We start from the raw sequence: 23,691 nt of genomic DNA, 5'->3' as shown, positions 1-23,691 counted from the left end.
AGTCTTCTCCTATATAATGATAATGATTAACACTGAGAAAAGGGGACTCGGTATATGTCATTACTGAATGAGGAAAATAGCTTTTACAACGTAGATTTACTCAATTTATTAAAAGATTCTAGTGAAGCAGTTCTTCCATATAAAAGAATTCGCTTTAGGCGCAACCAACAGATTTTAGCTGAAGGTGCGGAAACTGATTATTTCTACATCATTGAAGATGGTGTCGTTTCTATGAGTAAAAATACTTGTAAAGAAGATAGCATTATTAACTTCTTAGGTAAACAAGAATGTATCGGGCCGCTTACACTACTTGGTGGTGCAAAATCACCAGTAAATTACACAACGATAAGTGAAGTGAGTGTTTATCAATTTGAACGTAAATATGTTCTTAATAAATTCTTAAGTTCACCAGATGTTTTTTGGCAGATGAATGCACTTATGCAAAGTATGGTTACACCTATGTTAGAACGGGAAGGTTACGTTAATCTCCCTTCTAGCGAGAAAGTTTTAGCAGGATTAATTGCTTGTGGGGAGAGATTTGGAAGAATCGAGTCGGATGGTTCTTGTTTGATTCCCTATTATTTCACCCAAAAAATCTTGGGAAATTATCTAAATTTAGCTCGAGCTTACGTTGCAACTAACCTGCGAAAGCTAGAAGAAGATGGCATTATTGCGCTTTCGCCAAAACCTTGGCGTGTTAATAATTTCGAGATTCATAAGCAAAAACTAAAAGAAAATCACGAACCTTACATATGAGTGTAAAATGAATACTTTTTTCTAATTGTATTTCGTAAAAATATGCATAATAAAAAGAAGCTATCAAACTAAGATAGCTTCTTTTTTATTAACTATTTTTACCAATAAAGAAGAATGTTGCGATTGCGCCGATACCTTGAACGATGAAGAAAATCGCAACGACAAGGACGATACCAATTGCGGAAACAACTGGATTGAATAGAGCGATAAAACCAACAATAATGCCGATAATACCGATTGTTAAAATCCAGCCCCAGCCTTGTACGTTGTTTTGTTTGGCAGTGAATGCGCCAATTGTACGCATAATACCAGCAAATAATACCCACATACCGAAAAGTAATACGAGTGTTAAAGTTCCGTCAAATTCATTAAATAATAGCAAGAAACCTAGTAAGATGGATAAAATCCCGTCAGCTAGTACCCAGCCAGAAACATTTTGTGATTTTCTGTCTGAAAAGTAAGAGATTGTGTGGAAAATACCAGAAATCAGTAATAAGAAACCAAACATTAATGTCGAGGTTAATAATGAAATTCCTGGATGGAATAAGAACCAAACCCCTAGTATAATCATTGCAATCCCCGCTAATAAAACAAGAATTCGTGTAAAAGTCTTCATTTTTTATTTCAACTCCCCTTTGTTTTTTCTAATTCAACCCCATTTTTAATGAAATATAATTAGTCTTAACTATAATAGCCTAAAAAATGGATTTAAAACCTTTTAAAAAAAATTATTCTGGCAAAAAAACATCGTTGTCACAAATTCAACACAAAAAGTACTAATTTTAGACTTTTTCAGCACATAGTTGACAATTGATGGCATCCAGCGTAATATATAACTTAATTTAATAGTATTTTCTTATCACGAAAGGTGGAGGGACTGGCCCTTTGAAGCCTTAGCAACCGGAATTTATTTTCACGGTGCTAATTCCAGCAGTATATTCTGAAAGATAAGTCGGAAATCCAAGTTTAGGAAACTCTATCCTCTCTGGCGGCTTATATACTGCTAGGGAGGTTTTTTGATGGAAATTACTGATAAATACATATTAAAGAGGAGTGGATTTTATGAGTAATGAGTATAAATTCGAAACAATTCAAGTACACGGCGGACACACACCGGACGGAGATACGCATTCTAGAGCCGTACCAATTTATCAAACGACGTCATACACATTTGATAGCCCGGAACATGCCGCAGCCTTATTTGGTTTACAAGAAACTGGAAATATTTATACACGAATTATGAATCCGACTACAGCTGTTTTAGAAGAACGGTTAACGCTACTTGAAGGCGGTATTGGTGCGGTTGCAACTGCTTCTGGGATGGCTGCTATTACTTACTCTATTTTAAATATTGCGGGTTCCGGAGATCATATCGTCGCAGCCGCAACACTCTATGGCGGAACGCACACGCTATTTTCCCATACGTTTAAAACTTTTGGGATTGACGTAACGTTTGTTGACCCTAATGAACCTGAAAATTTTGAAAAAGCGATTAAAGATAATACGAAAGCTGTTTTTATAGAAACAATTGGGAATCCTGATATTAATATTGTCGATATCGAAAAAGTAGCAGAAATTGCGCACGCATCCGATATCCCGCTCATCGTTGACAACACATTCGCGACCGCTTATTTGAATCGCCCGTTTGATTTTGGCGCAGATATCGTCGTTTACTCGGCAACAAAATTCATTGGTGGTCACGGGGTTGCAATTGGTGGTGCGGTTATTGACTCAGGTAAATTTAACTGGGCAAATGGCAAATTTCCAAAGCTAGTGGTACCAGATGATAGCTACAACGGCTTGTCTTATACAAATGACGTTGGCGCGGCGGCTTATATTACCAAACTACGCGTCTCACTCCTTCGTGATACTGGCGCAGCACTTTCTCCGTTCAACGCCTTCTTACTCATTTTAGGCCTAGAAACACTATCCTTACGCCTTGAGCAACACGTGAAAAATGCGAAACAAGTTGCCAATTTCTTAAATGACCATCCAAAAGTAGCTTGGGTAAATTATCCAGGTTTGAGCGACAACAAATACCACGAATTAGCCCAAAAATATTTACCAAAAGGACCTGGCTCCATTTTCACATTTGGGGTTAAAGGTGGCTACGAGGCTGGTAAAAAAGTGATTGAATCCGTGGAATTATTCTCGCATTTAGCGAATGTTGGTGATGCAAAATCGCTTATCATCCACCCAGCTTCCACAACCCATCAACAACTAAGCGAAGAACAACAATTAACAGCTGGCGTGAAACCAGAGTCCATTCGCCTATCTATCGGAATCGAAAATGCCGATGATATTATCCAAGATTTAACGAAAGCATTAGAGCAAATTTAGGAGGAAGTGAAGAGAAGTGACCTTACAACAAAAAGAACTATTTCAAAAAAGTCCTCTTCTGCTTGAAAATGGAGAAACATTAAGCCCTGTTTTAGTCGGCTATGAAACATACGGGACACTTTCCGCCTCACGCGATAATTGCATTTTATTAGAACACGCCCTTACTGGGACGGCACATGCGGCGAAACATTTTGAGAGTGACGCTCCTGGTTGGTGGGATGATTATATTGGTCCGGGGAAAACGATTGATACAGACAAATATTTTCTGGTTTGCACCAATGTATTTGGTGGTTGTAGTGGCACGACTGGACCTTCTTCGATTAATCCAAAAACTGGCGAGCCTTTCCGCTTACAGTTTCCAGGTTTTTCGATTAAAGATATTATTAAAGTGCAGCGTGAACTTTTGGAGCAACTTGGGGTTACGCGAATTGTTTCAGTGATTGGCGGATCGATGGGTGGTATGCAGGCGACGGAATGGGCGATTGATTATGCCGATATCACGGATAGCATTATCAATATCGCCTCCCCGCTTGCTGCTGGGCCTGATGCGATTGGTTACAACTTGATTATGCGCATGGCGATTTTGAACGACCCTGACTTTAATGGGGGCAACTATGTTGGTCAACCTGAGGGCGGACTTGCTACTGCGCGAATGGTTGGGATGATGACTTACCGGACGAGCGAACTTTTCTCGAAACGCTTTGAACGTTTCACTGTCGCCGAGTCTTCTCCTGCCGCTTTCTCAAAAGAGCATTTTCAAATTGAATCGTATTTGCAATATCAAGGGGATACTTTTGTCGAGCGATTTGACGCGAATAGCTACTTATATTTAACAAAGGCAATTGATTTATTCGATGTTACTGCTCCCGCGAAAGACGATTTGCCTGCCTTTGCGAAAATTAAAATTCCGTATTTGCTCATTGGCATCACGACAGATCAACTTTTCCGAATTCATGATTTGCGCCGCGGTTACGAGCTTTTAAAAGAATGGGATGTGCCGGTTACTTATCATGAAGTGGCCTCCGAATACGGTCATGACGCTTTTCTAGTTGAAAAAGAAGTGCCGAAATTCGAACCGCTCATTCGGTCATTTTTAAGTAATTTACCTGTTAAAAGTATATAAAAAAGAGACCTCGGAAAATTTCCGGGGTCTCCTTTAATTAGTCTTTATAAATTGATTTCGTTCGGTTAAGCCAAGCATAGCCGAGTCCGATAACAAGGCCTCCACCCACAAAATTCCCAAGTAAAGCAAGTACTAAATTGACGGTCACATTGCCCGCTGTCATTGCAGCAAGTGTTCCACCAGAAGCGAAAAATGCTAATGAGAAAGAGGAGAAGTTGGCGATAACGTGCTCAAATCCTAAGAATGCAAAGATGAAAATAATGAAAATCATCGCAATGACTTTACCAGCATCATCTTTCATTCGAAGTGTACAAAGCACGGCCGTATTTACAACAATATTGGCGAAAATACCTTCTACAAAAATTTGTAGTGGCGCTTTTTCAAGCTTACCGCTAACAGCAGTAAATAAGAAATGGTCAGCAGGTAAATTATGGAAAACGGATGTTAGGGAAACTAAGTACCCGGCAAGAATTCCACCCAATAAATTACAAACAATACATAAAAGCAAAATTTGTAATGCTTTTCCTGGTTTAACAATTTTTTGATAAACACCAGTTGTCATATACATCATGTTAGAAGTACCAAGCTCAGCATTCATATAAATAATCATAACGAGCGACCAACTAAACATAAATGCATACGTGATTTTACCAAGTCCTGGAGCGAAATGATCAACTTTATCACCAATCATTACAGCGACCGCAGTCCCTAGTGTCAAGAATAAACATGCTAACATCGCGCGCACGATATAACGAAGAATACTATTATTTACTAAATCAATTTTTTTGCGCGTACTATAATCAATTTTCTGCATTAATGGACTACTTTCCACATCCAAATTATTTCATCTCCAAACAAAAAATTTTCTTGTGAAATTCACAACTTGTTTATTGTAGCATGTTTTTAATTTGATGCAAATAGTTTTCAGAAAATAAAAATGAGTTAAGCGTTACCATCTTGAATTTTTTTCTATCTGGGTGTTTTATGTTGTTAATTTCCCCGTTTTCACACTCTTAAAACACAAAAAACGAGAACAGATTTCTCTGTCCTCGTTTGAAATATTTTTATTTACTAAACCAATGTTTTTTAGCAGAATCTTTTGCTTTTCCTTCTGTTTCTTGTGCGCTTTTGATTTCTTGAGCTACGATAGCTTCATCCATACGTTGCACACGCCCGTGTAACTCATCCATTGCTACGTCGTTTACATTTGCTAATTCTTGTTCTGTCGCAATAAGGATGACACCTGTAGAACCTTCTGGAATTGTTTTTAATGTTCTTTCAAATACATTTAAAGCATCTTTCACTTCGCCAGCATCTCGCATGGAACCAACGATTGCGCCGACCATCCAACCAATTAAAATACCAAATGGACCGCCTAAAATACCAATTAACATACCAATAAGGCTATCTTTCATATTTTTATCGGCACCAGTAAAATCAAGAAAATCTTGTGCAACAAGTTTATTTCCTGGCTCATGTTTTACAACCGCCATTTGATAACCAATGATTTTGCGTTCTTGGTGTAATCTTTTCATTTCAGAAAAAGCTTGGTAAGAAATGCTTTCTTCATCGAAATTCATAATTAACACTGTTTTTTCTTTTTTCATCTGTTGTACCCCTCTCGCCTCATAAAGTATTATATTCAGATACTATTTATCGTACCTATCTTTCATTTTACTCGCTCTCTCATGTAAATAGCAATTAATAGCAATGTCAAGATAAAATAACTACTTTTTACAGACCTTTTTTACCAATAAAAGGGAAAAATTTTGACGTTTTGTTCGCATATGCTTGAAAATCCGCTCTGTCTTGATATTTTTTTTCAAGTAACGGAACACCGGAAACAAATAGTAATAATAAAGTGATAACAATCGGGCTAGTAATCAGCCAGAGATCATTTAATTGCGTATAGGCAACTAAAAATACACCCCACCAACTAAGTGCTTCACCAAAATAATTTGGATGCCGTGTGACTGACCAAAATCCAGTTGTTAATAATTTGCCTTTATTGGCTGGATTTTTCTTGAAGTTTTCTAATTGCAAATCGCCACCGACTTCAAAAATAAAGCCAATAATCCAGATAACAATACCGAGGATTTGCCACCAAGCGAATGTCGCTGTTTCATTAGCAAAACTATGTGTAATCGGTAAAGCAATAATAAATAATAAAACACCTTGCAACACGAAGACATTTAAGAAGGCTTTCAAATTAACTAATGTCGTTCCCCAGCGTTTGCGCATATTAACGTAGCGATAATCTTCTGGTTTGTTCCAATTCCGGCGCGCTAAATGCCAAAACAAACGGACACCCCAAATCGTCACTAAAACAAGTATGGTTATACTTTGCGCTGTCATGCTAAATGTCGTTAAAAATCCAGTCCATGCTACAACAACAAAGCCGCCGCCCCACGCAATATCAACGAGCGAATATTTTCCTTTTATTTTTGAAATAATAAACCAGAGTATAAAGTAAACAAGTAAAGCGAGTGCTACTGTCCAATACATCATATCGTTTCCTCCTTTTTAATCCCCGCAACTGCGACACTTCCGAGTCCAGCACTAATCGCAATGGCTGCCGAACTATCCACTAAGTAGCTGATTTCCCCGGTTTCTTTTTCAAGTTGCTTCTGCCAAATTGCCGCGGTGTCTCTTGAAGAAACATGTGTAATCGCCAGCTCTTTCAGCTGTAATTTTGCTATTTTTTTAATGATTTTTTTCATACTTTGCTTTTGGCTAAACGATACGCCTATCAATTTGCCATCCCCGGACTCGTCCAAACTCACAATCGGATAGAGTGATAATTTCTGCGCAAGCTTTCCTAACACTCGTGGAATTCTGCCAGACTGGACCATCGGCGACAAATCTGCAACCGCCACATAAATAAAGGTCCGCTCAATCATTTGTTCCACTTCGGGATAAATAGATTCCCATGATTTACCTGATTCCACTAGTTCTACTGCTTGTTTCACTAAAATTCCTTGCGCGACCGAATTTAATTTAGAATCAATTACACGTATCCAGTCCGAGGACAACTCCCGCGCTTTTATCCGCTGTTTGATTAATTGATAAGTTCCGCTTAATTTCGCCGCAACGGAGATAACAAGCACATGTTCATATTTGTGTTCTAAAAAAGATAACAAGGCATCCACCGTACGGATTGTTGGCTGGGCTGTACTCATTTTCGTTTGTTTTCTTAATTTTTCTTGCATCATGTTTGGGCCAACCGTCAATTTATCAAGAAAATTCTCTTCTCCAGCTAAAATATTCATCGGTAATACATGTACTTGGTGTTCCAGTAAAAATGCTTCTGGTAAATCGGCTATCGAATCGGTCACTATAGCAATCTTTGCGCGAGGCTTTTTTGTGACTTCATATTGCAGACGCATATCATCTACTTTTTGATACGTCATCACGCCGTATGCTGCCATGAGGCTTAAAACTTCTTTTGGTTCATTTGTGTGGATATGGATTTTTATTTGTTTCTCATTACCTGCAATTACTAAGGAATCCCCTTTAGCTGCGAGAATTTCCTGTAAATGTTGATGTGAAATAGTCGCTTGTTTGATAATAAATTCCGAGCAATAACGATATTTCGGCTCGCTTGTTTCAACATGCCTATGTTCCGCTGTTTGCTCTACTTCCGTAAAACGAACGGGGTCAGAAACCGCCTTACCACAATAAGCATTTGTAAGCCCGGTGATAAAGTAATAAAACCCTTTCGCACCAGAATCCACCAACCGGTTTTTCCGTAAAATTGGCATTTGAAATTCGGTATTAATTAATGCTTTCTCCGCAACTATTTGTGCATTTAAAAGCGATTGCTGGAAAGAACGCTCCTGCTCATACGTCCCAGCAAGCTCCTCTGACCAAGCCTTCATCACAGACAAAATAGTCCCTTCTTTTGGATCCAACAAGGCTTCATAAGCTTTATGCACCGCATTTTGAAACGCTTGAACTAATCCATCAAAAGTCGATTCAAGGTGGTGATAACTTTCCGCAACAGCATTTAAGTATTGCGCAAAAATCATCCCTGAATTGCCACGAGCACCGATGAGCGCCGCGCTAGCTACTTCCTCTAGCAATTCCTTCGTTGAATATTCTCTCGGGGAAACATGATCAATGATCGCTTGCATTAAAGAAGCTAAATTACTACCCGTGTCGCCATCCGCTACAGGAAAAACATTTATTCGATTAAGCTCGTCTTTTTTACTAATTACTTCAGCCGCCCCGTTTAGCATACTTTGTAATAGACGTTTGCTTTCTGACTCCATCATTAGGAACCTGCTCCCGAGAAGAAATGCAGATTAATAAAGTAAACAATCACTGAAGTCACAGTTGTCACAGCCGTTCCCCAAACGAGATCAATAATGGTCATCGTAATCGGCCAATCTTTAAGTGTCGCCAAGTTCGTCAAATCATACGTCGCATAACAAACTAGACCAAACAACGCGCCTGCTAAAATGGTGTAACCTAAACTTCCTTTTTCTGTCCCAGGAAGTAAAACGAAGAAGGTAACACCAACGGCATAAATAAAGTAAAAAATAACTGCTGGAGCAAGTTTTACATCCCCCATTAAATCCCCAATAAATTGTTGATACATTTTTTTAGAAGCTACGAGTAACCAAAAAAGATCAAAAATCAAGAAAACTACTGCACTCGTTAGAAATAGCTTTAAAAATTGCGCCATTGTGATTCCCCCTTATCACTTGATAAATGAATTTTAACATACCCAGGTTCTTACTCCTAGAAGGTTGCTCAAGACTTATTCTTTGTGAATACTGCCACAAAAAAATCAATCATTTAATTAAATGATTGACTCATTATCTATATATTTCCCCTAGAATGCTCTTTGCTAAACTCGTAGCGTGCAATGGCTAATTTCCGTCGTTCTTTATGGTCAACTATCGGAAATGGATAGTCTTTTCCTAACAGCAAGCCATGCTCTTTCTGCTCAGTTTCTGACATTTTTTCTGGTTGATGAATATATTTATCAGGTAGATTCGCTAACTCTTTTACATATTTTCGAATAAATTTCCCAGTCGAATCAAATTTTTGTGATTGTGTCGTTGGGTTGAAAATCCTAAAGTATGGCACCGCATCCGTTCCAGTCGAAGCCGCCCATTGCCAGCCACCAATATTACTCGCAGGATCATAATCAATCAGCATTTGTTGAAAATACTTTTCGCCAAAACGCCAATCAATCAGCAAATCTTTTGTTAAAAAGGACGCCGTAATCATTCTTAGTCGATTATGCATCCAACCAGTTTCTTTCAACTGGCGCATCGCCGCATCAACGAGCGGGAAACCAGTCTTCCCTTCTTGCCACGCTTTGAAATATTCACGGTTATTTTCCCATTCAATAAAACGATAATTTTCTTGGATCGGCTCGTTTTTTTGGTTAGGAAAAGAAACGTAAATCATATTATAAAAGTCGCGCCAACAAAGTTCTTTTTCAAATGTAGCTCGTCCTTCTGTTGCTTCTGTTTCTTGAAGTGACTGCCAAATCGTCCGAATCGAGATTTCCCCCGTCCGTAAATAACGTGATAAATGGCTTGTTTTATCCAGTTCCGGGAAATCTCTCGCTTTGTCATAGTCAGCAACATCGTGTTTAATAAAATTCGCAAGTCTCGTGTTCGCTGCTCGTTCACCAATATCTAATATCGGTAAATCGCTAGTCATTTCCGCAAATTGTTCTTCATATTTCAGAAACAAGCTTTCTTTCCGGATATTCTCATGCTTTAAAGTCACTTTGAACGGCGTTTCTTTTATTTCTTCGCGCCATTTTTTATAATAAGGGGTAAAAATTTTATAGTATTCTGTTGGAGATTTCTTTACTTCTTCCGCTGAATGAAGATAACTATCGTGGAAGGCTTGAACCTCGATTTTTTGTTCGTCAAAGAACGCTTGCGCCGCCTCATCCCGCTTTGCTCCGTATCCTGTTTCATCACGGTTGAAATAAACTTTATCCCAGCTTGGTAGCGAATCTTTAAGTTGTTGGAAGCATTCTATCGGTTCACCAAACATGATTTGTAAATGCGCAGTTTTATCGATTTCTTGCTTAAAATGAGCCACACTTGCAAAAAAAGCTTGGTGGCTAGGACTTCCTGTGATGAACTGTGCTGGATTTACTTGAAATAACAAAAGCAAATCGTTCTCTTTACAAGCATGATAGAGAGCTTTATTATCGTTTACTCGAAGATCTCTCCGAAACCACATTACCGAAGTCATTTTCTTCCACCTTTCGCAAATTACTTAACGCTATTATACGAGAAACTAGTGTATTTAGAAAACAATGGGCTTATAACATGAAAAAACCTGTTAACTTTTGCTAACAGGTTTTTACGGAGCATCCGTCAAAGTCCACTCGATTGTTGTTTCATAGCTTTCATCCACATAAGCCTCCGCTGCATCAACTTCTACCAAAATCCCTTGGTCTTCTGCCCATTCTATCGGAACAATCATCTCACTAGCTGACTGCGATTCAAAAATGGTGATTGGTTCAGCGGAAAGAATTTTTTTCGCTCCAGTATTATCAATAAAAATGAGCCCATTTGGCAAAGTATGCGCCGAATTTGTCGTGGATGTCAGCGGTGTTTTAACGGTTGCTGTTACGCTAAATTTGCCGCCTGAGCCTCTTGAATCAAGCACAGATAAATCAAAGTCGGCGTTTCGTTTTGCGATATTTTTTTGTTGATTAAGCTCCATTGTTTCGAAGGAAATCGTTTCTGGCACATGATTAAATTTAAGCTCACCCGTAACCTGAATCGCAATCTCTTTCGTTAATCCGTCAATTTGTATCGTTGCCGCATAGGTGCCTGTCTCTTTTTTCAAATTGGTGCTAGCTACTTTCAACTCCGCGCTTAAGTCCTCACCAGTTTCGATATTGAAAGCTTTTGCACCCGATTTGCTTAAAATGAATTGCTCCAGTTCGGCATCATTGAGCTCGATAATATCTTTTACATTTACCGAAAAGTCCGCCGCTCGTAATGCTTTGCCATCTTGTATCTCTGTTTCATCATCTTTAATAAAAACGGGTACACGGATATCCACGTAATTTTGTGCCTTATCTTCTAAGCGAACAATGGCTTCTGTGGGTCCAAATACATTAGTATCGGGCGCGCTTTGTAAAGTAGTTGTAACTCCCGCTCCAGATGTATTATCGGAATGATCATAAATATTTGTTACTAATTCGGCTACATCTGGAAAGGGATCTCCAAGTTGGATAATTTGAGTAACAGCCTCACCACTTGGCGGAGTCACATCTTCTACAGTTATATCGTCTAATGTTATCCTTTTTTGGTCTTGTTTAATGGTTGTAGTCAATTTAATGTAAGGCTTGATAAAACCGTTTGGAATAGCAATTCGATAAGTTCCCGCCTCATTTGACTGTCCTTCTAAAACCTTATTTTCCCCATTTTCTGTGTATGAAATACTTATAAAAGCGTTTGGTGTCGCTGTTCCTGTAATTTCATTATCTGCGTCTGTCACAGGATTTATCGTTCCCTCAAGTCGCCCCATCGCAATCATTCGCGCAGTGTTTTGATTAAAATTAGTCGGCGTCATCCCCGCATTCGTTGACAGAATTTTTGTCGTTGTCCCTGTGTACGTCAAACTCCCCGTCACATTTTCCCCATTTGGCAAACTAAAACTTTGCGATGCCAAATCCGTTCGATCAATGGTTCCAACCGTATCCCAGTAATTCACCATTTGCGCATTTAAATTAAAGGTGTTCGCATAAGGCCAGTAAAACATCGGCGTATTTGAATTTGTCGTAATTAAAAAGCTCCGAGGATCATTTATATCTAACTTCGCCGTCGCATTATAAAACTGGATAATATAGCCAGTTCCGCCTGTTTTATTCAAGATAAAGCGGGCATCAGGACTTACGGTAATATCATCTGCCACCCATAGAAGTGGATTCCCGCCAGCAGTTTTTGTCATAGTTACATCCGCACCTGACGCGATTTTAACAGCTCCGCCCGGTGTGTCTCGGAAAATATTATTGTTAGAAGTAATAGCTAACTTCGCATTCTTTTTCACATCTATGTCAATTGGTTTTGCCCCTGAACGATAAAACATCCCTGTCCCATTAGAAAGTATCGTCACGTCTGCATTTTCTTCCACTGTAAAAGTGTTTACCTCAGCCGTTCCACCACCGAACCAAAAAGCACTATTCGCATTCGAACTTGCGTGATTGATATTCAACTTACCGGAAACGCTCACGCCTTTAATTTCCGCGACTTCATTTGGTGCCGCAGAACCAGATACAACGGACGCTATTGTTATATCATTGGTTCCTTTAAAATTCGCCGTTCCATTCAAATTATATATCATTTGCGGACCTTGATAGTGAACATTTTCATAGTTTTGTACGACGTTTTTTGCAGCCCCATAAACCGAAATCGTCCCATAATAATTTTTCCCCACAACATTAATATCTCTTAAAGTTGTCTCTTTTGCACCTGTGTTGGTATTAACTGTAATCACGCTGCTCTGGGCACCAGCTGATGCCATTGTTTCTGTCAAAGTATGTATTTCACCTGTTGCTGGATTTTTTCCTGATAAAGTAAATGTCTTTTTCGTCGCTGGGATGATAATTCCACCCGACAATTCAACATCTGCACCTAAATACACTGTATCTATTCCATTATCTTCGGAAATAGCTGTTTTTAATTCTGTAAAATTAGTCACTATCGCTTCATTTGATGCTAAGTCCCTACTCCCATTTTCCGCTGCTACCACTATTTTAAAACCAAGAAAAAGAGCCGCAATGGTCAATACAAGTATTAATTTTTTGAAAGCCAATTCGCCAGCTCCTTTCTTTATTTTTCTTGTTTTTGTCTTCGTTTTCTTATAACCAAAATGATGATTAGTGCTATAAGAACTACACCTGCAGCAATCGCAACGTAAAGCCATGTGTTCGTTTTCTCTAGGTTTACTGCTTCTTTATTTAAGTTTTGTCCTTCTTTACCAATGGTGAACGCTTCGTCCCAAGTCCAGGTTTCCACGCCATTCGTTGCAGTCATTTTTAATCTGTATTTACCTTCTTTTAAAGGTTGATTTTCCAAGTCAATCCCAAAATCAAAATTGGAATTTGGCGCCATTTTCATATTCGCTTTCTTTGTTTGGTAAAGTAATTTATCCGAATTTTGTTGATAGACTTTTGCATCAATACTTAGATTTTCCAGTATGACTGGTTGGTCGTTCTGTAATTTGGCAACTATCGCTGTGTGATAGTTAAGGAGTGCCGGTTTGATACTTAGTAAATTCATATGTGGTTTGACTTGTTTGTCGGTTTCAGCTAGTTGCATGCCGACAATATAGGAATATTCATTTTTTAAGGAGACACCTTTTGTTTTTTTCGTCTCGTTAGTATTTTTCTTTTTAAATTCTACTGCGCCCAATACAACGCCATCAATCGATTCAGCAGGCATTTCAATCATCACTTGGACGGTCTTTTTGCCATCTACTGGTATCGTTAGGAGTTTTTGGTCGTCTGGAATTTTAGCTAGTTCTGGAAGTGGATATTCTAAACTTTTATCTTTTTTCGTAAGATCATTTTTGGTGTAATCAATGACACCAGTTCGATTGGTGGATGCGTAGTTGATTGCTGCTTCCACTTGAATTTCTTCATTTGAACTATTCATTACATCAATGTTTACTGTTTGTTTTTGTTTCGGCTGCATTTTTAGGTCAAAATAAGTTTGTCTTTTATCTATTTGATTGGCGGGGATATGAGCTTGAACGGAATAACCGACGTCTCCTTCTGCCGCCTGTGCTTCTGCAAAATTGCTACATGTAACTAATAACGGAATAATGAACAATAAACTAAGAAAACTTTTCTTCAATTAAACCTTCCTTCCATCGTTTTTAATAAAAATTTGCGTCTAGAAGTGAATTCTAAACGCAAATTTTTTAAACTCCTGGCGCGTCAGATAATGTCCATGTAATAGTCGCTTCATGGTCTCCAAGTGTTGCGCTTCCTGCTGGTATCGTTAATTGAACATTGTTGTTTAAACTAGCTGTATCATTCGGTGTAGCACCAAACCAACGATTAATCCATGTTCCCATGCCTTCCGATTCTTTTGCCGAAACAACACTCACAATCGAAGTTCCATCTGTTGGTAATTCAACTGTTTGAGCAGCAGTTGGTGTCGTTGCCGTGTTGCTAGCAGATGCTGTTTCTCCGTTTTTAAATGATAGTGTCGCTCCTGATAGGGAAGCTGCACCGTCTTCATTTTGAAAAGCGGTTGCGGTTGCTGTCACTTTCCAACCAGCTCCAGTTCCACGACGGTCAGATATTTGGATAAACGGTTTTCTTGATGTGGAGGAGTAGCTTTGTTCCGTGGATGATACTTCATGTTCTCCAAAATTAACAGATGACACATAATCCAATGTTAAAGAACCAGTATTTCCAGTTCCAGGATCAGTTGGATTACTTGGATCTAGCGGGTCAATCGGTTTCGTTGGATTTTCCGGGTCAACCGGGTTAACTACTCCCGTCCCAGCTTTAAATTTAACTGTTGCTTTTGAATCTCCCTCAGAAGTTACTGCAAAAGCAGCCGGTGCAAAAAGTGTGACTGAACTTATGCCAATTAATCCTACAATTAATGTTTTTTTGATAATCAATTTTTGTTTCCCCTTTCCTCATACACTGGCTTCATATTATGATGAAAAATGCGTCAATTCAATGTACAATTTATTAAAAAAGAGAAAAAAATTATATTATAAATCTATTTTCGTAATATATATTACATAAAAATCGCACTATTACTACTCTCACCTTGTAAAGAGAAAAATTATGTCTTTTTTGTGAACATTAGTTTTAACACAACAAAAAAACACTATTAGCAGAAAAATATTTTCTAACTAATAGTGTTTTTATTTTATAATTCTTTTTCTTCTGTTGGTGATTCTACATATTCACTTTCAGGTTGTTCCCCGTAAAGCCCAGAGATTCGTTTGAACCAAATAAATACATGCGTTACGATGACTTTAAGTACCGCATAACCTGGTACTGCGAAGATAACACCCAGTACACCGAATAGATTTCCAGCTACTAAAATAACGAATAAAATCGTGATTGGATGTACTTTTAGTGTTTTACCCATGACTTGAGGAGAAATGAATTTACCTTCAAGTAATTGAACGACACACCAGACTATGATTAATTTAATTAGTAACCAAGGTGAAGTAACAATCGCGATAATAATCGCTGGTGTAATCGCAATTGCTGGTCCTAAATAAGGGACAATACTAGTACAAGCTGCAATAATAGCAAGTGTTAATGCATATGGTAGACCGATAATTAAATAACCGATAAATAGCAAAATACCAATACACAAACTTACAATAATTTGTCCACGAATATATGAACTAATTTGGTGGTTTGCTTCACCAAGTACTTGGCGAGTATGCGCACGACCATTTACTGGTAACATTTTTAGTAGGAAGTCTGGTAATTTTTTTCCATCTTTTAACAAGTAGAATAAAACAAGCGGCGTAGTTACAATCGCTAAAACAACCTCTGTTACCGTTCCAACAATACTACCAATACTTGAAATAGCACTATTAATTACAGATGTTCCTTTTGTGGAAAGAGTCTTCATGATATCGCTCATGTTCGTATTTAATTTATCTTTTATTTGATCAAATAAGCTCGAGCGACTGAACTCATCAAATTTCTGTGTGATTTGGTCCCAATACCCCGGGAATGATTTGAACAAGCTAACAATCTGATCTTTCACAGCTGGAATGACAAAACTAAATAGTAGAATGAGTAAACCGATAATCACTAAGTATAGTAATGCAATCGCCCAACCTCGCTTCCACTTATGTTTCTCTAACCAATCAATGATAGGATTAAATAAATAGTAAGATATCCCAGCTAAAATGATTGGTGCAGCAACGGTTTTAAGAATTACCATTAACGGATCAAAAATAAAGGCAATCTTAGTTAATACATAAATATCAAGTGCTACTAAAAGAAAAATTAGTAACCCTAACACAAATTTGTTTTCTATAAAAAATTGTTTAAACTTTGTGAATGACCCCTTCACTTTACCACCCTCTTTTGTCTAAATTTATTTTCGTTTGGTACTATTATATAGATTAATACCCTCGTTCTCATTAAATTACCCATAAATTTGGAAAAAATCAGACGCAAGTTGTATTTTAGCCTTGGATTAAGCCGTCTGGATCAAGTTCAAGTAAGGCGTGAGCAAAGTAGAAATGATAGTCTGCTTGGAATTTCTCAAATAATTGAGCCCCTTCTTTTTGGTACATAACTAATGGATCTTGTTGTCCATATGCTCGCAAGTGGATACCTTCGCGTAATTGTACCATTGCGTCCAGATGCATAACCCACATTTGGTCCATTAAATTCAAATAAACTTCTCGTTCTATTGCAGCAATCGTCTCAGCTGGGAATTTATTGCGTTCTTTTTTATGCCAAGATACGATTTCTTCTACCACTTCTCTCGGATCCATCAGCGTTACTTGATCAAAAGAAATAGGGAATTTCGTGCCGCCGAGCAATTCTTTTTGACGTGAATAATAAATTTCTAACTCTTCTTCCGGAATATCACTTGGATGGATAAATGAATATTCGGCAACTTCACGTAGAATTTTTTCGGAAGAGACTCCAAGTTTATTTCTTTCTAATAATAAATCGCGTTCTTTATATACCATTTTGCGTTGTAAATCGATTACTTCATCGTAGGAAAGCAAATCTTTACGAATATCGTAGTTTGCTCCTTCTAGGCGTTTTTGTGCATCCACAACGACAGCATGAATTTTCCTTGAATTAACTGGTTTCCCATCACGTGGTGCTTTGCGTTTAAGTTTCGTGGAAAGTTTCTCCCAGCTCTTACTTTCAAATTGTTCTAATAAATCATCTTCTAAAGAAATCATAAACTTACTGAAACCAGGGTCACCCCGTCGTCCAGAACGTCCCATTAGCTGTAGATCTATCCGACGGCTCTCATGGCGCTCCGTTCCAATTACAGCTAGTCCGCCAAGCTTATGTACATCTGGATCCAGCTTGATATCTGTCCCCCGACCAGCCATGTTCGTTGCTAAAGTTACCATTCCGCGTTTCCCAGCTTTGGCAATTATTTCCGCTTCTTGGGCATGGTTTTTCGCATTTAATACTTGGTGGGGAATTCCAGCAGCGTCTAATAAGCCACTGATCCATTCATTACTTTTAATAGAAGAAGTTCCTATTAAAGTTGGCTGTCCTTTTTCATAGCGCCATGATACTTCATACACAATCGCACGACCTTTTTCCTTTTTCGTATAGAAAATATCATCTTGCATATCTTCCCGATTTACACGTAAATTGGTGGGGATTACTACGACATCCATGTTATAAATTTGACGGAATTCTTCTTCTTCGGTTTTAGCCGTTCCTGTCATTCCAGAAATTTTCTTATACATCCGGAAGTAGTTTTGAATTGTAATTGTTGCTAGCGTACGTGATTCTTCTTTAACTTCCACGCCCTCTTTTGCTTCGATTGCCTGATGGAGTCCGTCATTAAAGCGCCGGCCTGGAAGCGCACGACCAGTATGTGGATCGATAATTAATACTTCATCATCAAGCACCACATAATCTTTATCTTTATGCATCAAGAAATGAGCTCGCATTAAAAGCATCGTAATTCTAAGTTCTGACTGCGCCTCTGCGGAATAAAGTGATTCGACACCCCAAAACTTCTGGGCTTTCTCAATTCCAGCATCATTCAACCAAACAAAGCGTTTATGTTCTTCCATCTCATAATCATCTTTCATCATCTTCTTCACAAGCTTATTCGCTGTATGATAAAGGGACAAATCTTCTTCTTTACGGTCAGAAATCAGTAGGGGCGTTCTCGCTTCATCTATTAAAATTGAATCTGCTTCATCTATTAAAACAAAATCAAGTCCACTTTGTACTTTATCTTCTTTTTGGCGTACCATATTGTCGCGTAAGTAATCAAAACCAAATTCAGAAGCCGTTCCATAAATAACATCTGCTGTATAAATGGCCTTTTTTTGGGCTATGTCTAAACCAGATTCATTTAACGCAACGGAAACACCAAGATATTCCAGCACTTGTCCAATTTCTTCCCGGTCACGTCTAGCTAAATACTCATTGGCAGTCACAAGGTGTACACGATTACCACGCATTACTTCTATAAACATAACAAATAACGACATCAATGTTTTACCCTCGCCGGTTTTCATTTCTGCCACTTTGCCATCGCCGAGAACGAGCGCTCCTATTAATTGCACTACAACCGCATCCAAACCAATAATTCGGCTAGCTGCTTCTCTCGCCAAAGCAAAAATATTAATTTTATCTCGATCAGTCATCGGTTTTGTCTTAAACTTCTCGCGCCAAAAATTAGTTTGTTCACAAAGTTCAGCCTGATCCATATTTTTATATAAGCCCTCTTTTTTTACAATTTGACGGGCTATTTCTCGATACTGTTTCACTATTTTTCGATCATCATAATTTTGTCTCATTATATAACATCCTCCATACCTTCTATTATAGAATACCATAAACTCATCTGGCAATTCATTTCGAGTCACGAAGAACGGAAAAACTGCCGATTTTTATATTACAAATGTATTAAGTTTTTCTATTAACAAAAAACAATAGGTTTCCCATAGCGAAAGTTGTTGATTAACGTTCACATCCCACTTACACTATAAAGGTTTACCCAGCAGTACATCTCAAGCCCTAAGAATACACGTTCGCTTTTCAACTGTTACAAAATTATTACAAATAGTTGGTATAGTCCTCTATAGCCTTTGGAGCTATTATCTCATCATTTGTTTTTTAGGTGAAAACTGGGTAAACTTAGTATTAATCAATATAAAATTAATTCTCAAATACTTAATTACGTACTGGGATTTTCTGAAAAAAGAGAGGAGTTTTATGAATATGAAAAAAGCAACTATCGCGGCTACAGCTGGGATTGCGGTAACAGCATTTGCTGCTCCAACAATCGCATCCGCAAGCACTGTAGTAGTTGAAGCTGGTGATACTCTTTGGGGTATCGCACAAAGTAAAGGGACTACTGTTGACGCAATTAAAAAAGCAAACAATTTAACAACAGATAAAATCGTACCAGGTCAAAAATTACAAGTAAATGAGGTTGCTGCTGCTGAAAAAACAGAGAAATCTGTTAGCGCAACTTGGTTAAACGTTCGTAGTGGCGCTGGTGTTGATAACAGTATTATTACGTCAATCAAAGGCGGAACAAAAGTAACTGTTGAATCAACCGAATCTAATGGCTGGAACAAAATTACTTACAACGACGGGGAAACTGGTTTCGTTAACGGTAAATACTTAACTGACAAAGTAGCAAGCACTCCTGTTGCACCAACACAAGAAGTGAAAAAAGAAACTACTATTCAACAAGCTGCACCTGCTGCAGAAACAAAAACTGAAGTAAAACAAACTACACAAGCAACTACACCTGCACCTAAAGTAGCAGAAACGAAAGAAACTCCAGTGGTAGATCAAAATGCTACTACACACGCTGTTAAAAGCGGTGACACTATTTGGGCTTTATCCGTAAAATACGGTGTTTCCGTTCAAGACATTATGTCATGGAATAATTTATCTTCTTCTTCTATTTATGTAGGTCAAAAACTTGCTATTAAACAAACAGCCAACACAGTTACTCCAAAAGCAGAAGTGAAAAAAGAAGCTCCAGCAGCTGAAAAACAAGCTGCACCAGTAGTTAAAGAAAATACTAACACTAACACAAATACTACTACAGAGAAAAAAGAAACAACACAACAACAAACAGCACCTAAAGCACCAACAGAAGCTGCAAAACCAGCTCCCGCACCATCTACAAACACAAATGCTAATAAAACGAATACGAATACAAACAATACTAATACAAGTACACCATCTAAAAATACCAATACTAATACAAACTCCAATACGAATACAAACTCAAATACGAATGCTAATCAAGGTTCTTCTAACAATAACAGCAATTCAAGTGCAAGTGCTATTATTGCTGAAGCTCAAAAACACCTTGGAAAAGCTTATTCATGGGGTGGTAACGGACCAACTACATTTGATTGCTCTGGTTACACTAAATATGTATTTGCTAAAGCGGGAATCTCCCTTCCACGTACTTCTGGCGCACAATACGCTAGCACTACAAGAATCTCTGAATCTCAAGCAAAACCTGGTGATTTAGTATTCTTTGACTATGGTAGCGGAATTTCTCACGTTGGTATCTACGTTGGTAATGGTCAAATGATTAACGCGCAAGACAATGGCGTTAAATACGATAACATCCACGGCTCTGGCTGGGGTAAATATCTAGTTGGCTTCGGTCGCGTATAATTAATAACTTAAAGTAACCTGTGGAGCAAGCAGTTCGCTTCACAGGTTTTTTGTTGGAAATTTTATCTTAATGAAAGACGGTGCATGATGAAGAATCTAGTAAAAGTAAAAGTTTTTCCTAAGTTCACAAAAGGCTATAAGGAAGGTTATCCCCTTATTCTTAAAGAGCGTATGGAAAAATGGCCAAAAGAATTACAAGAAGGCGACGTATTAGAATTAACAGATACGAATGGTCAATTTATTGCAAGAGGCTACCACGGAGAACAAAACAAAGGCAGCGGCTGGCTTTTCACTTGGGACAAGAAACAGCAACTCGATGAAGACTTTTTAACGAACCTAATTACGACAGCAATCGAAAAACGTCAATTTCTATTTGCAGATGACTCTACTACTGCTTTTCGGATTTTTAATGGCGAAGGAGATGGACTTGGTGGTTTCACTGTTGATTTTTATGATGGTTATCTCGTAATTCAATGGTACAGTCTAGGCATCTACGCTTTCCAAAAAATGATTATTGATATTTTCTTATCTTTTCCAGAAATAAAAGGTATTTATGAAAAAAGACGTTTTCAAGAAGATACAAAAGACGATTTCGTCGCCGGTCAAAAAGCAACTTTCCCACTTATTATTAAAGAAAATGGCATTAATTATGCAACTTATTTAGATGATGGTTGGATGACAGGTATCTTTCTAGATCAACGGGATGTGCGGAGAAGAATTAGTGAGGATTATTCTGTTTCAAAAAATGTCTTAAATACATTTTCGTATACAGGGGCATTCTCGGTAGCAGCTTTATTTGGTGGCGCGAGTAAAACGACAAGCGTAGATGTGGCTGGTCGTTCGCTCAGCAAGACAAAAGAACAATTAGAAGTAAATGGTCTTGATCCAAACGAGCAAGCGATTATCGTAGAAGATGTTTTCCATTATTTCAAATATGCAGCGCGCAAACAATTAACTTTTGATTTAGTTGTTGTTGATCCCCCAAGCTTTGCACGCACAAAAAAAGTAACTTTCCGAGCGGCGAAAGATTACCCTGCTATGCTTCGTGAAATCATTGACATCACTGCTCCAAACGGCACCATCATTGCTTCAACAAATTATGCAGGATTCGGTATGAAAGCATTTAAAAAATTAATTGCGGAGGCCTTCCAAACAAGCGACCGTACTTATAAAATTGTTGAAACTCATTCCTTACCCGCAGATTTCACGGTAAATAAAAACTTTCCTGAGGGGAATTATTTAAAAGTGCTCTTTCTTACTTTAGATATCTAAAAAACAGCGACCGAGTGCGGTCGCTGTTTTTTATTTATTTTTCACTGGTTGGTTTGGCAAAAAGCTTTCAAACCATCTATATAAGTCATCTTCTTCCGCTTCGTTTACATTGTGACCGATAAAATAACGATGCTTCTCCACGTGACAACCCATTTTCTCGAAAAGTCGGGCGATGTCATCTGCTTCAGAAATTTGGATTACAGCATCTTCTATACCGTGACCGATAAAAATTCGCTTGTCTTTCAACATTAAGTTAGCGGGTCTTTCTTCCATATAATACGGCAAACGCCCGCTTAACAAGGCTGCTGCTTTATATTGACCACCATAGCTTTGCATAATGGATATTGTTAGAACTGCGCCTTGATCAAATCCTGCAAGAAAAACTTGTTCTTTATCAATTGAAATGTAATCCGTACAAATTTTATCAATAAATTGTGCGACACGCAGGCTTATATAATCTACCTCTTGCGGGTTGGGATCACCTTCTGTCACCATATGATAAAAACCGTAAGCCGGACCATATTCTACGTCTCCACGCATGGAAACAACAACGAAACGATCCATTAATAATTCTAGTCGTCCCGCCATTTCTAGCTCGTCCCCACCAAAACCATGAAGAGCAAAAATCACTGGAAAAGTATCTTCATCTTTTCTACCAATTGGTTCGTAAATATCATAAGCAAACATTCTCATTCTTTACACCAGCCCTCAATCTAACAGTTTTTTTAGTACTTCTGCTTCTTCATCAGTTAGTGTAATCCCTTTTCCCATTTTCTCATGATCTTCTGACCAGTCGCGGATATCGTATTTAGGTGGGCGGCCGTTCCAGCTGATTTTGTTTAATTCCTTCCGCCAACCACGCGCATTTTCAGATAATACGCCAATTTCTTCGATGATTTCATATTCAATATTCGCCAAAATAATCCTTATCCTTTCTGATTCTATATCTACCATACTATCAAATATTTACCCCAAATCACATCGAAACAATCACAAATTCAAAAAATGCACCCTTCCCACTAGAATTTTTGATTTGATTGCGTTACGATTGAGAAGGAATAAAGGGTTGGAGGTGCTTAGTTATGTCGACTGAAACAACAGATTATTTGCTAGAAACATGCTTAATGGCAGGCAAAATAATGATGGAAAGTGGCGCTGAAATGTATCGCGTGGAAGATACAATGAACCGCATTGCAACCATCGCTAGTAATAAAAAAGGGATTAGTTTCGTGACGCCAACTGGGCTTTTTATGTCACTTGAAGGTGAGCGTAATGTACAATTACAGCAAATTCCCACAAGAACCATTAATTTAGAAAAAGTATCTATGGTCAATGAATTTTCCAGGGATTTCGCGGAAAAGAGAATTTCCTTAAAAGAATTACATACAAAGCTCGTTAATTTAGATAAAGATGTTCGCTACTTTCCTATTTGGTTGCAGATTATTGCGGCATCACTCGTTAGTGGATCGTTGATGGTTATTTTTGGCGGGGGTTGGTTTGATTTTATTCCGACTTGTATCATTGGCGCTATTGGTTTTATTATTTTTTACTACACGCAGATTTTTATGAAGGTGAAGTTTCTAGCAGAATTTTTAGCTTCATTAAGTGTCGGGCTCTTAGCTGTTTTGACGATTTCGATTGGTTGGGGTATTAATCTGGACACGATGATTATCGGTGGCGTGATGCCGCTTGTTCCCGGGGTGCCGATTACGAATGCGGTTCGGGATTTGATTGCTGGGCATTTGCTTAGTGGAATGGCACGTGGAACAGAAGCGCTACTTACTTCTTGTGCAATAGGAATTGGAATCGCGGTTGTTTTCCGCTTTTTCTTATAAAGGAGGCG

Annotated in this window: 20 protein-coding genes and 1 riboswitch; of the genes, 6 read left to right on the top strand and 14 right to left on the bottom strand. The window is 38.3% G+C overall.

The genetic code is table 11. From position 1 onward, the window contains the following. Positions 1 to 54: 54 nt before the first annotated feature. Entirely contained in the window at positions 55 to 756 is a 702-nt protein-coding gene (locus GL301_RS03165) for a Crp/Fnr family transcriptional regulator (RefSeq protein WP_003723403.1), read from the top strand. Between the two features lie 88 nt (positions 757 to 844). Here GL301_RS03165 and GL301_RS03160 read toward each other — a convergent pair whose 3' ends face one another. Further along, entirely contained in the window at positions 845 to 1,372 is a 528-nt protein-coding gene (locus GL301_RS03160) for an HdeD family acid-resistance protein (RefSeq protein WP_003723402.1), read from the bottom strand. A gap of 237 nt (positions 1,373 to 1,609) precedes the next feature. Next, a riboswitch (SAM riboswitch) is annotated at positions 1,610 to 1,710 on the top strand. Between the two features lie 108 nt (positions 1,711 to 1,818). Between GL301_RS03160 and GL301_RS03155 the strand changes: the two genes are divergently transcribed. Together GL301_RS03155 and metX are read left to right on the top strand one after the other, a co-directional pair. Then, positions 1,819 to 3,096, top strand: a complete 1,278-nt coding sequence (locus GL301_RS03155) for an O-acetylhomoserine aminocarboxypropyltransferase/cysteine synthase family protein (protein WP_003725904.1) — start codon at positions 1,819 to 1,821, stop codon at positions 3,094 to 3,096. A gap of 16 nt (positions 3,097 to 3,112) precedes the next feature. After that, positions 3,113 to 4,219: a homoserine O-acetyltransferase MetX gene (gene metX / locus GL301_RS03150; RefSeq protein ID WP_003725903.1), complete on the top strand. Its 1,107-nt coding sequence runs from the start codon at positions 3,113 to 3,115 to the stop codon at positions 4,217 to 4,219. Positions 4,220 to 4,256: 37 nt separating this feature from the next. Here metX and GL301_RS03145 read toward each other — a convergent pair whose 3' ends face one another. From GL301_RS03145 to secA2, 11 genes are all read right to left on the bottom strand, one after another. After that, positions 4,257 to 5,057: a formate/nitrite transporter family protein gene (locus GL301_RS03145; RefSeq protein ID WP_003727259.1), complete on the bottom strand. Its 801-nt coding sequence runs from the start codon at positions 5,055 to 5,057 to the stop codon at positions 4,257 to 4,259. 226 nt (positions 5,058 to 5,283) lie between these two features. After that, positions 5,284 to 5,826, bottom strand: a complete 543-nt coding sequence (locus GL301_RS03140; RefSeq protein WP_003725902.1) for a DUF1269 domain-containing protein — start codon at positions 5,824 to 5,826, stop codon at positions 5,284 to 5,286. A gap of 127 nt (positions 5,827 to 5,953) precedes the next feature. Then, positions 5,954 to 6,724: a DUF1295 domain-containing protein gene (locus GL301_RS03135; RefSeq protein ID WP_003727260.1), complete on the bottom strand. Its 771-nt coding sequence runs from the start codon at positions 6,722 to 6,724 to the stop codon at positions 5,954 to 5,956. Further along, positions 6,724 to 8,490 carry a DAK2 domain-containing protein gene (locus tag GL301_RS03130; RefSeq protein ID WP_003731310.1) on the bottom strand — a complete coding sequence of 589 codons (1,767 nt, stop codon included), beginning with the start codon at positions 8,488 to 8,490 and terminating at the stop codon, positions 6,724 to 6,726. Before GL301_RS03130 ends, GL301_RS03135 begins: the two co-directional genes overlap by 1 nt. 2 nt (positions 8,491 to 8,492) lie before the next feature. Further along, positions 8,493 to 8,906 carry a DUF2177 family protein gene (locus GL301_RS03125; protein ID WP_070298303.1) on the bottom strand — a complete coding sequence of 138 codons (414 nt, stop codon included), beginning with the start codon at positions 8,904 to 8,906 and terminating at the stop codon, positions 8,493 to 8,495. A 137-nt stretch (positions 8,907 to 9,043) separates the two neighbouring features. Further along, positions 9,044 to 10,447, bottom strand: a complete 1,404-nt coding sequence (locus GL301_RS03120; protein WP_010958771.1) for a cryptochrome/photolyase family protein — start codon at positions 10,445 to 10,447, stop codon at positions 9,044 to 9,046. Positions 10,448 to 10,558: 111 nt separating this feature from the next. Next, positions 10,559 to 13,024, bottom strand: a complete 2,466-nt coding sequence (locus tag GL301_RS03115) for a hypothetical protein (protein WP_003727264.1) — start codon at positions 13,022 to 13,024, stop codon at positions 10,559 to 10,561. A 17-nt stretch (positions 13,025 to 13,041) separates the two neighbouring features. After that, positions 13,042 to 14,067: a WxLIP family cell surface protein gene (locus GL301_RS03110; RefSeq protein ID WP_003734470.1), complete on the bottom strand. Its 1,026-nt coding sequence runs from the start codon at positions 14,065 to 14,067 to the stop codon at positions 13,042 to 13,044. A gap of 67 nt (positions 14,068 to 14,134) precedes the next feature. After that, complete coding sequence (locus GL301_RS03105) at positions 14,135 to 14,848, bottom strand: WxL domain-containing protein (RefSeq protein ID WP_003725895.1); 714 nt, start codon at positions 14,846 to 14,848, stop codon at positions 14,135 to 14,137. Positions 14,849 to 15,105: 257 nt separating this feature from the next. Beyond that, positions 15,106 to 16,278, bottom strand: coding sequence for an AI-2E family transporter (locus tag GL301_RS03100; RefSeq protein ID WP_003725894.1), 1,173 nt, complete (start codon positions 16,276 to 16,278; stop codon positions 15,106 to 15,108). A gap of 115 nt (positions 16,279 to 16,393) precedes the next feature. Continuing rightward, positions 16,394 to 18,724 (bottom strand): accessory Sec system translocase SecA2, encoded by a 2,331-nt coding sequence (gene secA2 / locus GL301_RS03095; RefSeq protein WP_003725893.1) that lies wholly within the window; start codon positions 18,722 to 18,724, stop codon positions 16,394 to 16,396. A 424-nt stretch (positions 18,725 to 19,148) separates the two neighbouring features. Between secA2 and GL301_RS03090 the strand changes: the two genes are divergently transcribed. Both GL301_RS03090 and GL301_RS03085 read left to right on the top strand, forming a co-directional pair. Next, positions 19,149 to 20,576: an invasion associated endopeptidase gene (locus GL301_RS03090; RefSeq protein WP_074384921.1), complete on the top strand. Its 1,428-nt coding sequence runs from the start codon at positions 19,149 to 19,151 to the stop codon at positions 20,574 to 20,576. Between the two features lie 87 nt (positions 20,577 to 20,663). After that, positions 20,664 to 21,848 (top strand): class I SAM-dependent rRNA methyltransferase, encoded by a 1,185-nt coding sequence (locus tag GL301_RS03085; protein ID WP_003725891.1) that lies wholly within the window; start codon positions 20,664 to 20,666, stop codon positions 21,846 to 21,848. 30 nt (positions 21,849 to 21,878) lie between these two features. On the opposite strand, the gene GL301_RS03080 is transcribed toward GL301_RS03085, so the two are convergent. Next, positions 21,879 to 22,535, bottom strand: coding sequence for an alpha/beta hydrolase (locus tag GL301_RS03080; protein WP_003740461.1), 657 nt, complete (start codon positions 22,533 to 22,535; stop codon positions 21,879 to 21,881). 21 nt (positions 22,536 to 22,556) lie between these two features. After that, positions 22,557 to 22,766, bottom strand: a complete 210-nt coding sequence (locus GL301_RS03075; RefSeq protein ID WP_003741632.1) for a YdbC family protein — start codon at positions 22,764 to 22,766, stop codon at positions 22,557 to 22,559. A gap of 164 nt (positions 22,767 to 22,930) precedes the next feature. On the opposite strand from GL301_RS03075, the gene GL301_RS03070 reads away from it, so the two are divergent. Continuing rightward, positions 22,931 to 23,683 (top strand): threonine/serine exporter family protein, encoded by a 753-nt coding sequence (locus GL301_RS03070; RefSeq protein ID WP_003725888.1) that lies wholly within the window; start codon positions 22,931 to 22,933, stop codon positions 23,681 to 23,683. Positions 23,684 to 23,691: the final 8 nt, after the last annotated feature.

The sequence above is a fragment of the Listeria sp. LM90SB2 genome, from assembly GCF_028867355.1.
Taxonomy (GTDB): domain Bacteria; phylum Bacillota; class Bacilli; order Lactobacillales; family Listeriaceae; genus Listeria; species Listeria monocytogenes_B.
This window is presented reverse-complemented; position numbering and strand designations above follow the sequence as displayed.

Coding starts and splice junctions, on each gene's coding strand:
- GL301_RS03165 (WP_003723403.1), top strand. CDS start 55: ATGTCATTACTGAATGAGGAAAATAGCTTTTACAACGTAGATTTACTC.
- GL301_RS03160 (WP_003723402.1), bottom strand. CDS start 1,372: ATGAAGACTTTTACACGAATTCTTGTTTTATTAGCGGGGATTGCAATG.
- GL301_RS03155 (WP_003725904.1), top strand. CDS start 1,819: ATGAGTAATGAGTATAAATTCGAAACAATTCAAGTACACGGCGGACAC.
- GL301_RS03140 (WP_003725902.1), bottom strand. CDS start 5,826: ATGAAAAAAGAAAAAACAGTGTTAATTATGAATTTCGATGAAGAAAGC.
- GL301_RS03135 (WP_003727260.1), bottom strand. CDS start 6,724: ATGTATTGGACAGTAGCACTCGCTTTACTTGTTTACTTTATACTCTGG.
- GL301_RS03130 (WP_003731310.1), bottom strand. CDS start 8,490: ATGGAGTCAGAAAGCAAACGTCTATTACAAAGTATGCTAAACGGGGCG.
- GL301_RS03125 (WP_070298303.1), bottom strand. CDS start 8,906: ATGGCGCAATTTTTAAAGCTATTTCTAACGAGTGCAGTAGTTTTCTTG.
- GL301_RS03120 (WP_010958771.1), bottom strand. CDS start 10,447: ATGACTTCGGTAATGTGGTTTCGGAGAGATCTTCGAGTAAACGATAAT.
- secA2 (WP_003725893.1), bottom strand. CDS start 18,724: ATGAGACAAAATTATGATGATCGAAAAATAGTGAAACAGTATCGAGAA.
- GL301_RS03090 (WP_074384921.1), top strand. CDS start 19,149: ATGAAAAAAGCAACTATCGCGGCTACAGCTGGGATTGCGGTAACAGCA.
- GL301_RS03085 (WP_003725891.1), top strand. CDS start 20,664: ATGAAGAATCTAGTAAAAGTAAAAGTTTTTCCTAAGTTCACAAAAGGC.
- GL301_RS03080 (WP_003740461.1), bottom strand. CDS start 22,535: ATGTTTGCTTATGATATTTACGAACCAATTGGTAGAAAAGATGAAGAT.
- GL301_RS03070 (WP_003725888.1), top strand. CDS start 22,931: ATGTCGACTGAAACAACAGATTATTTGCTAGAAACATGCTTAATGGCA.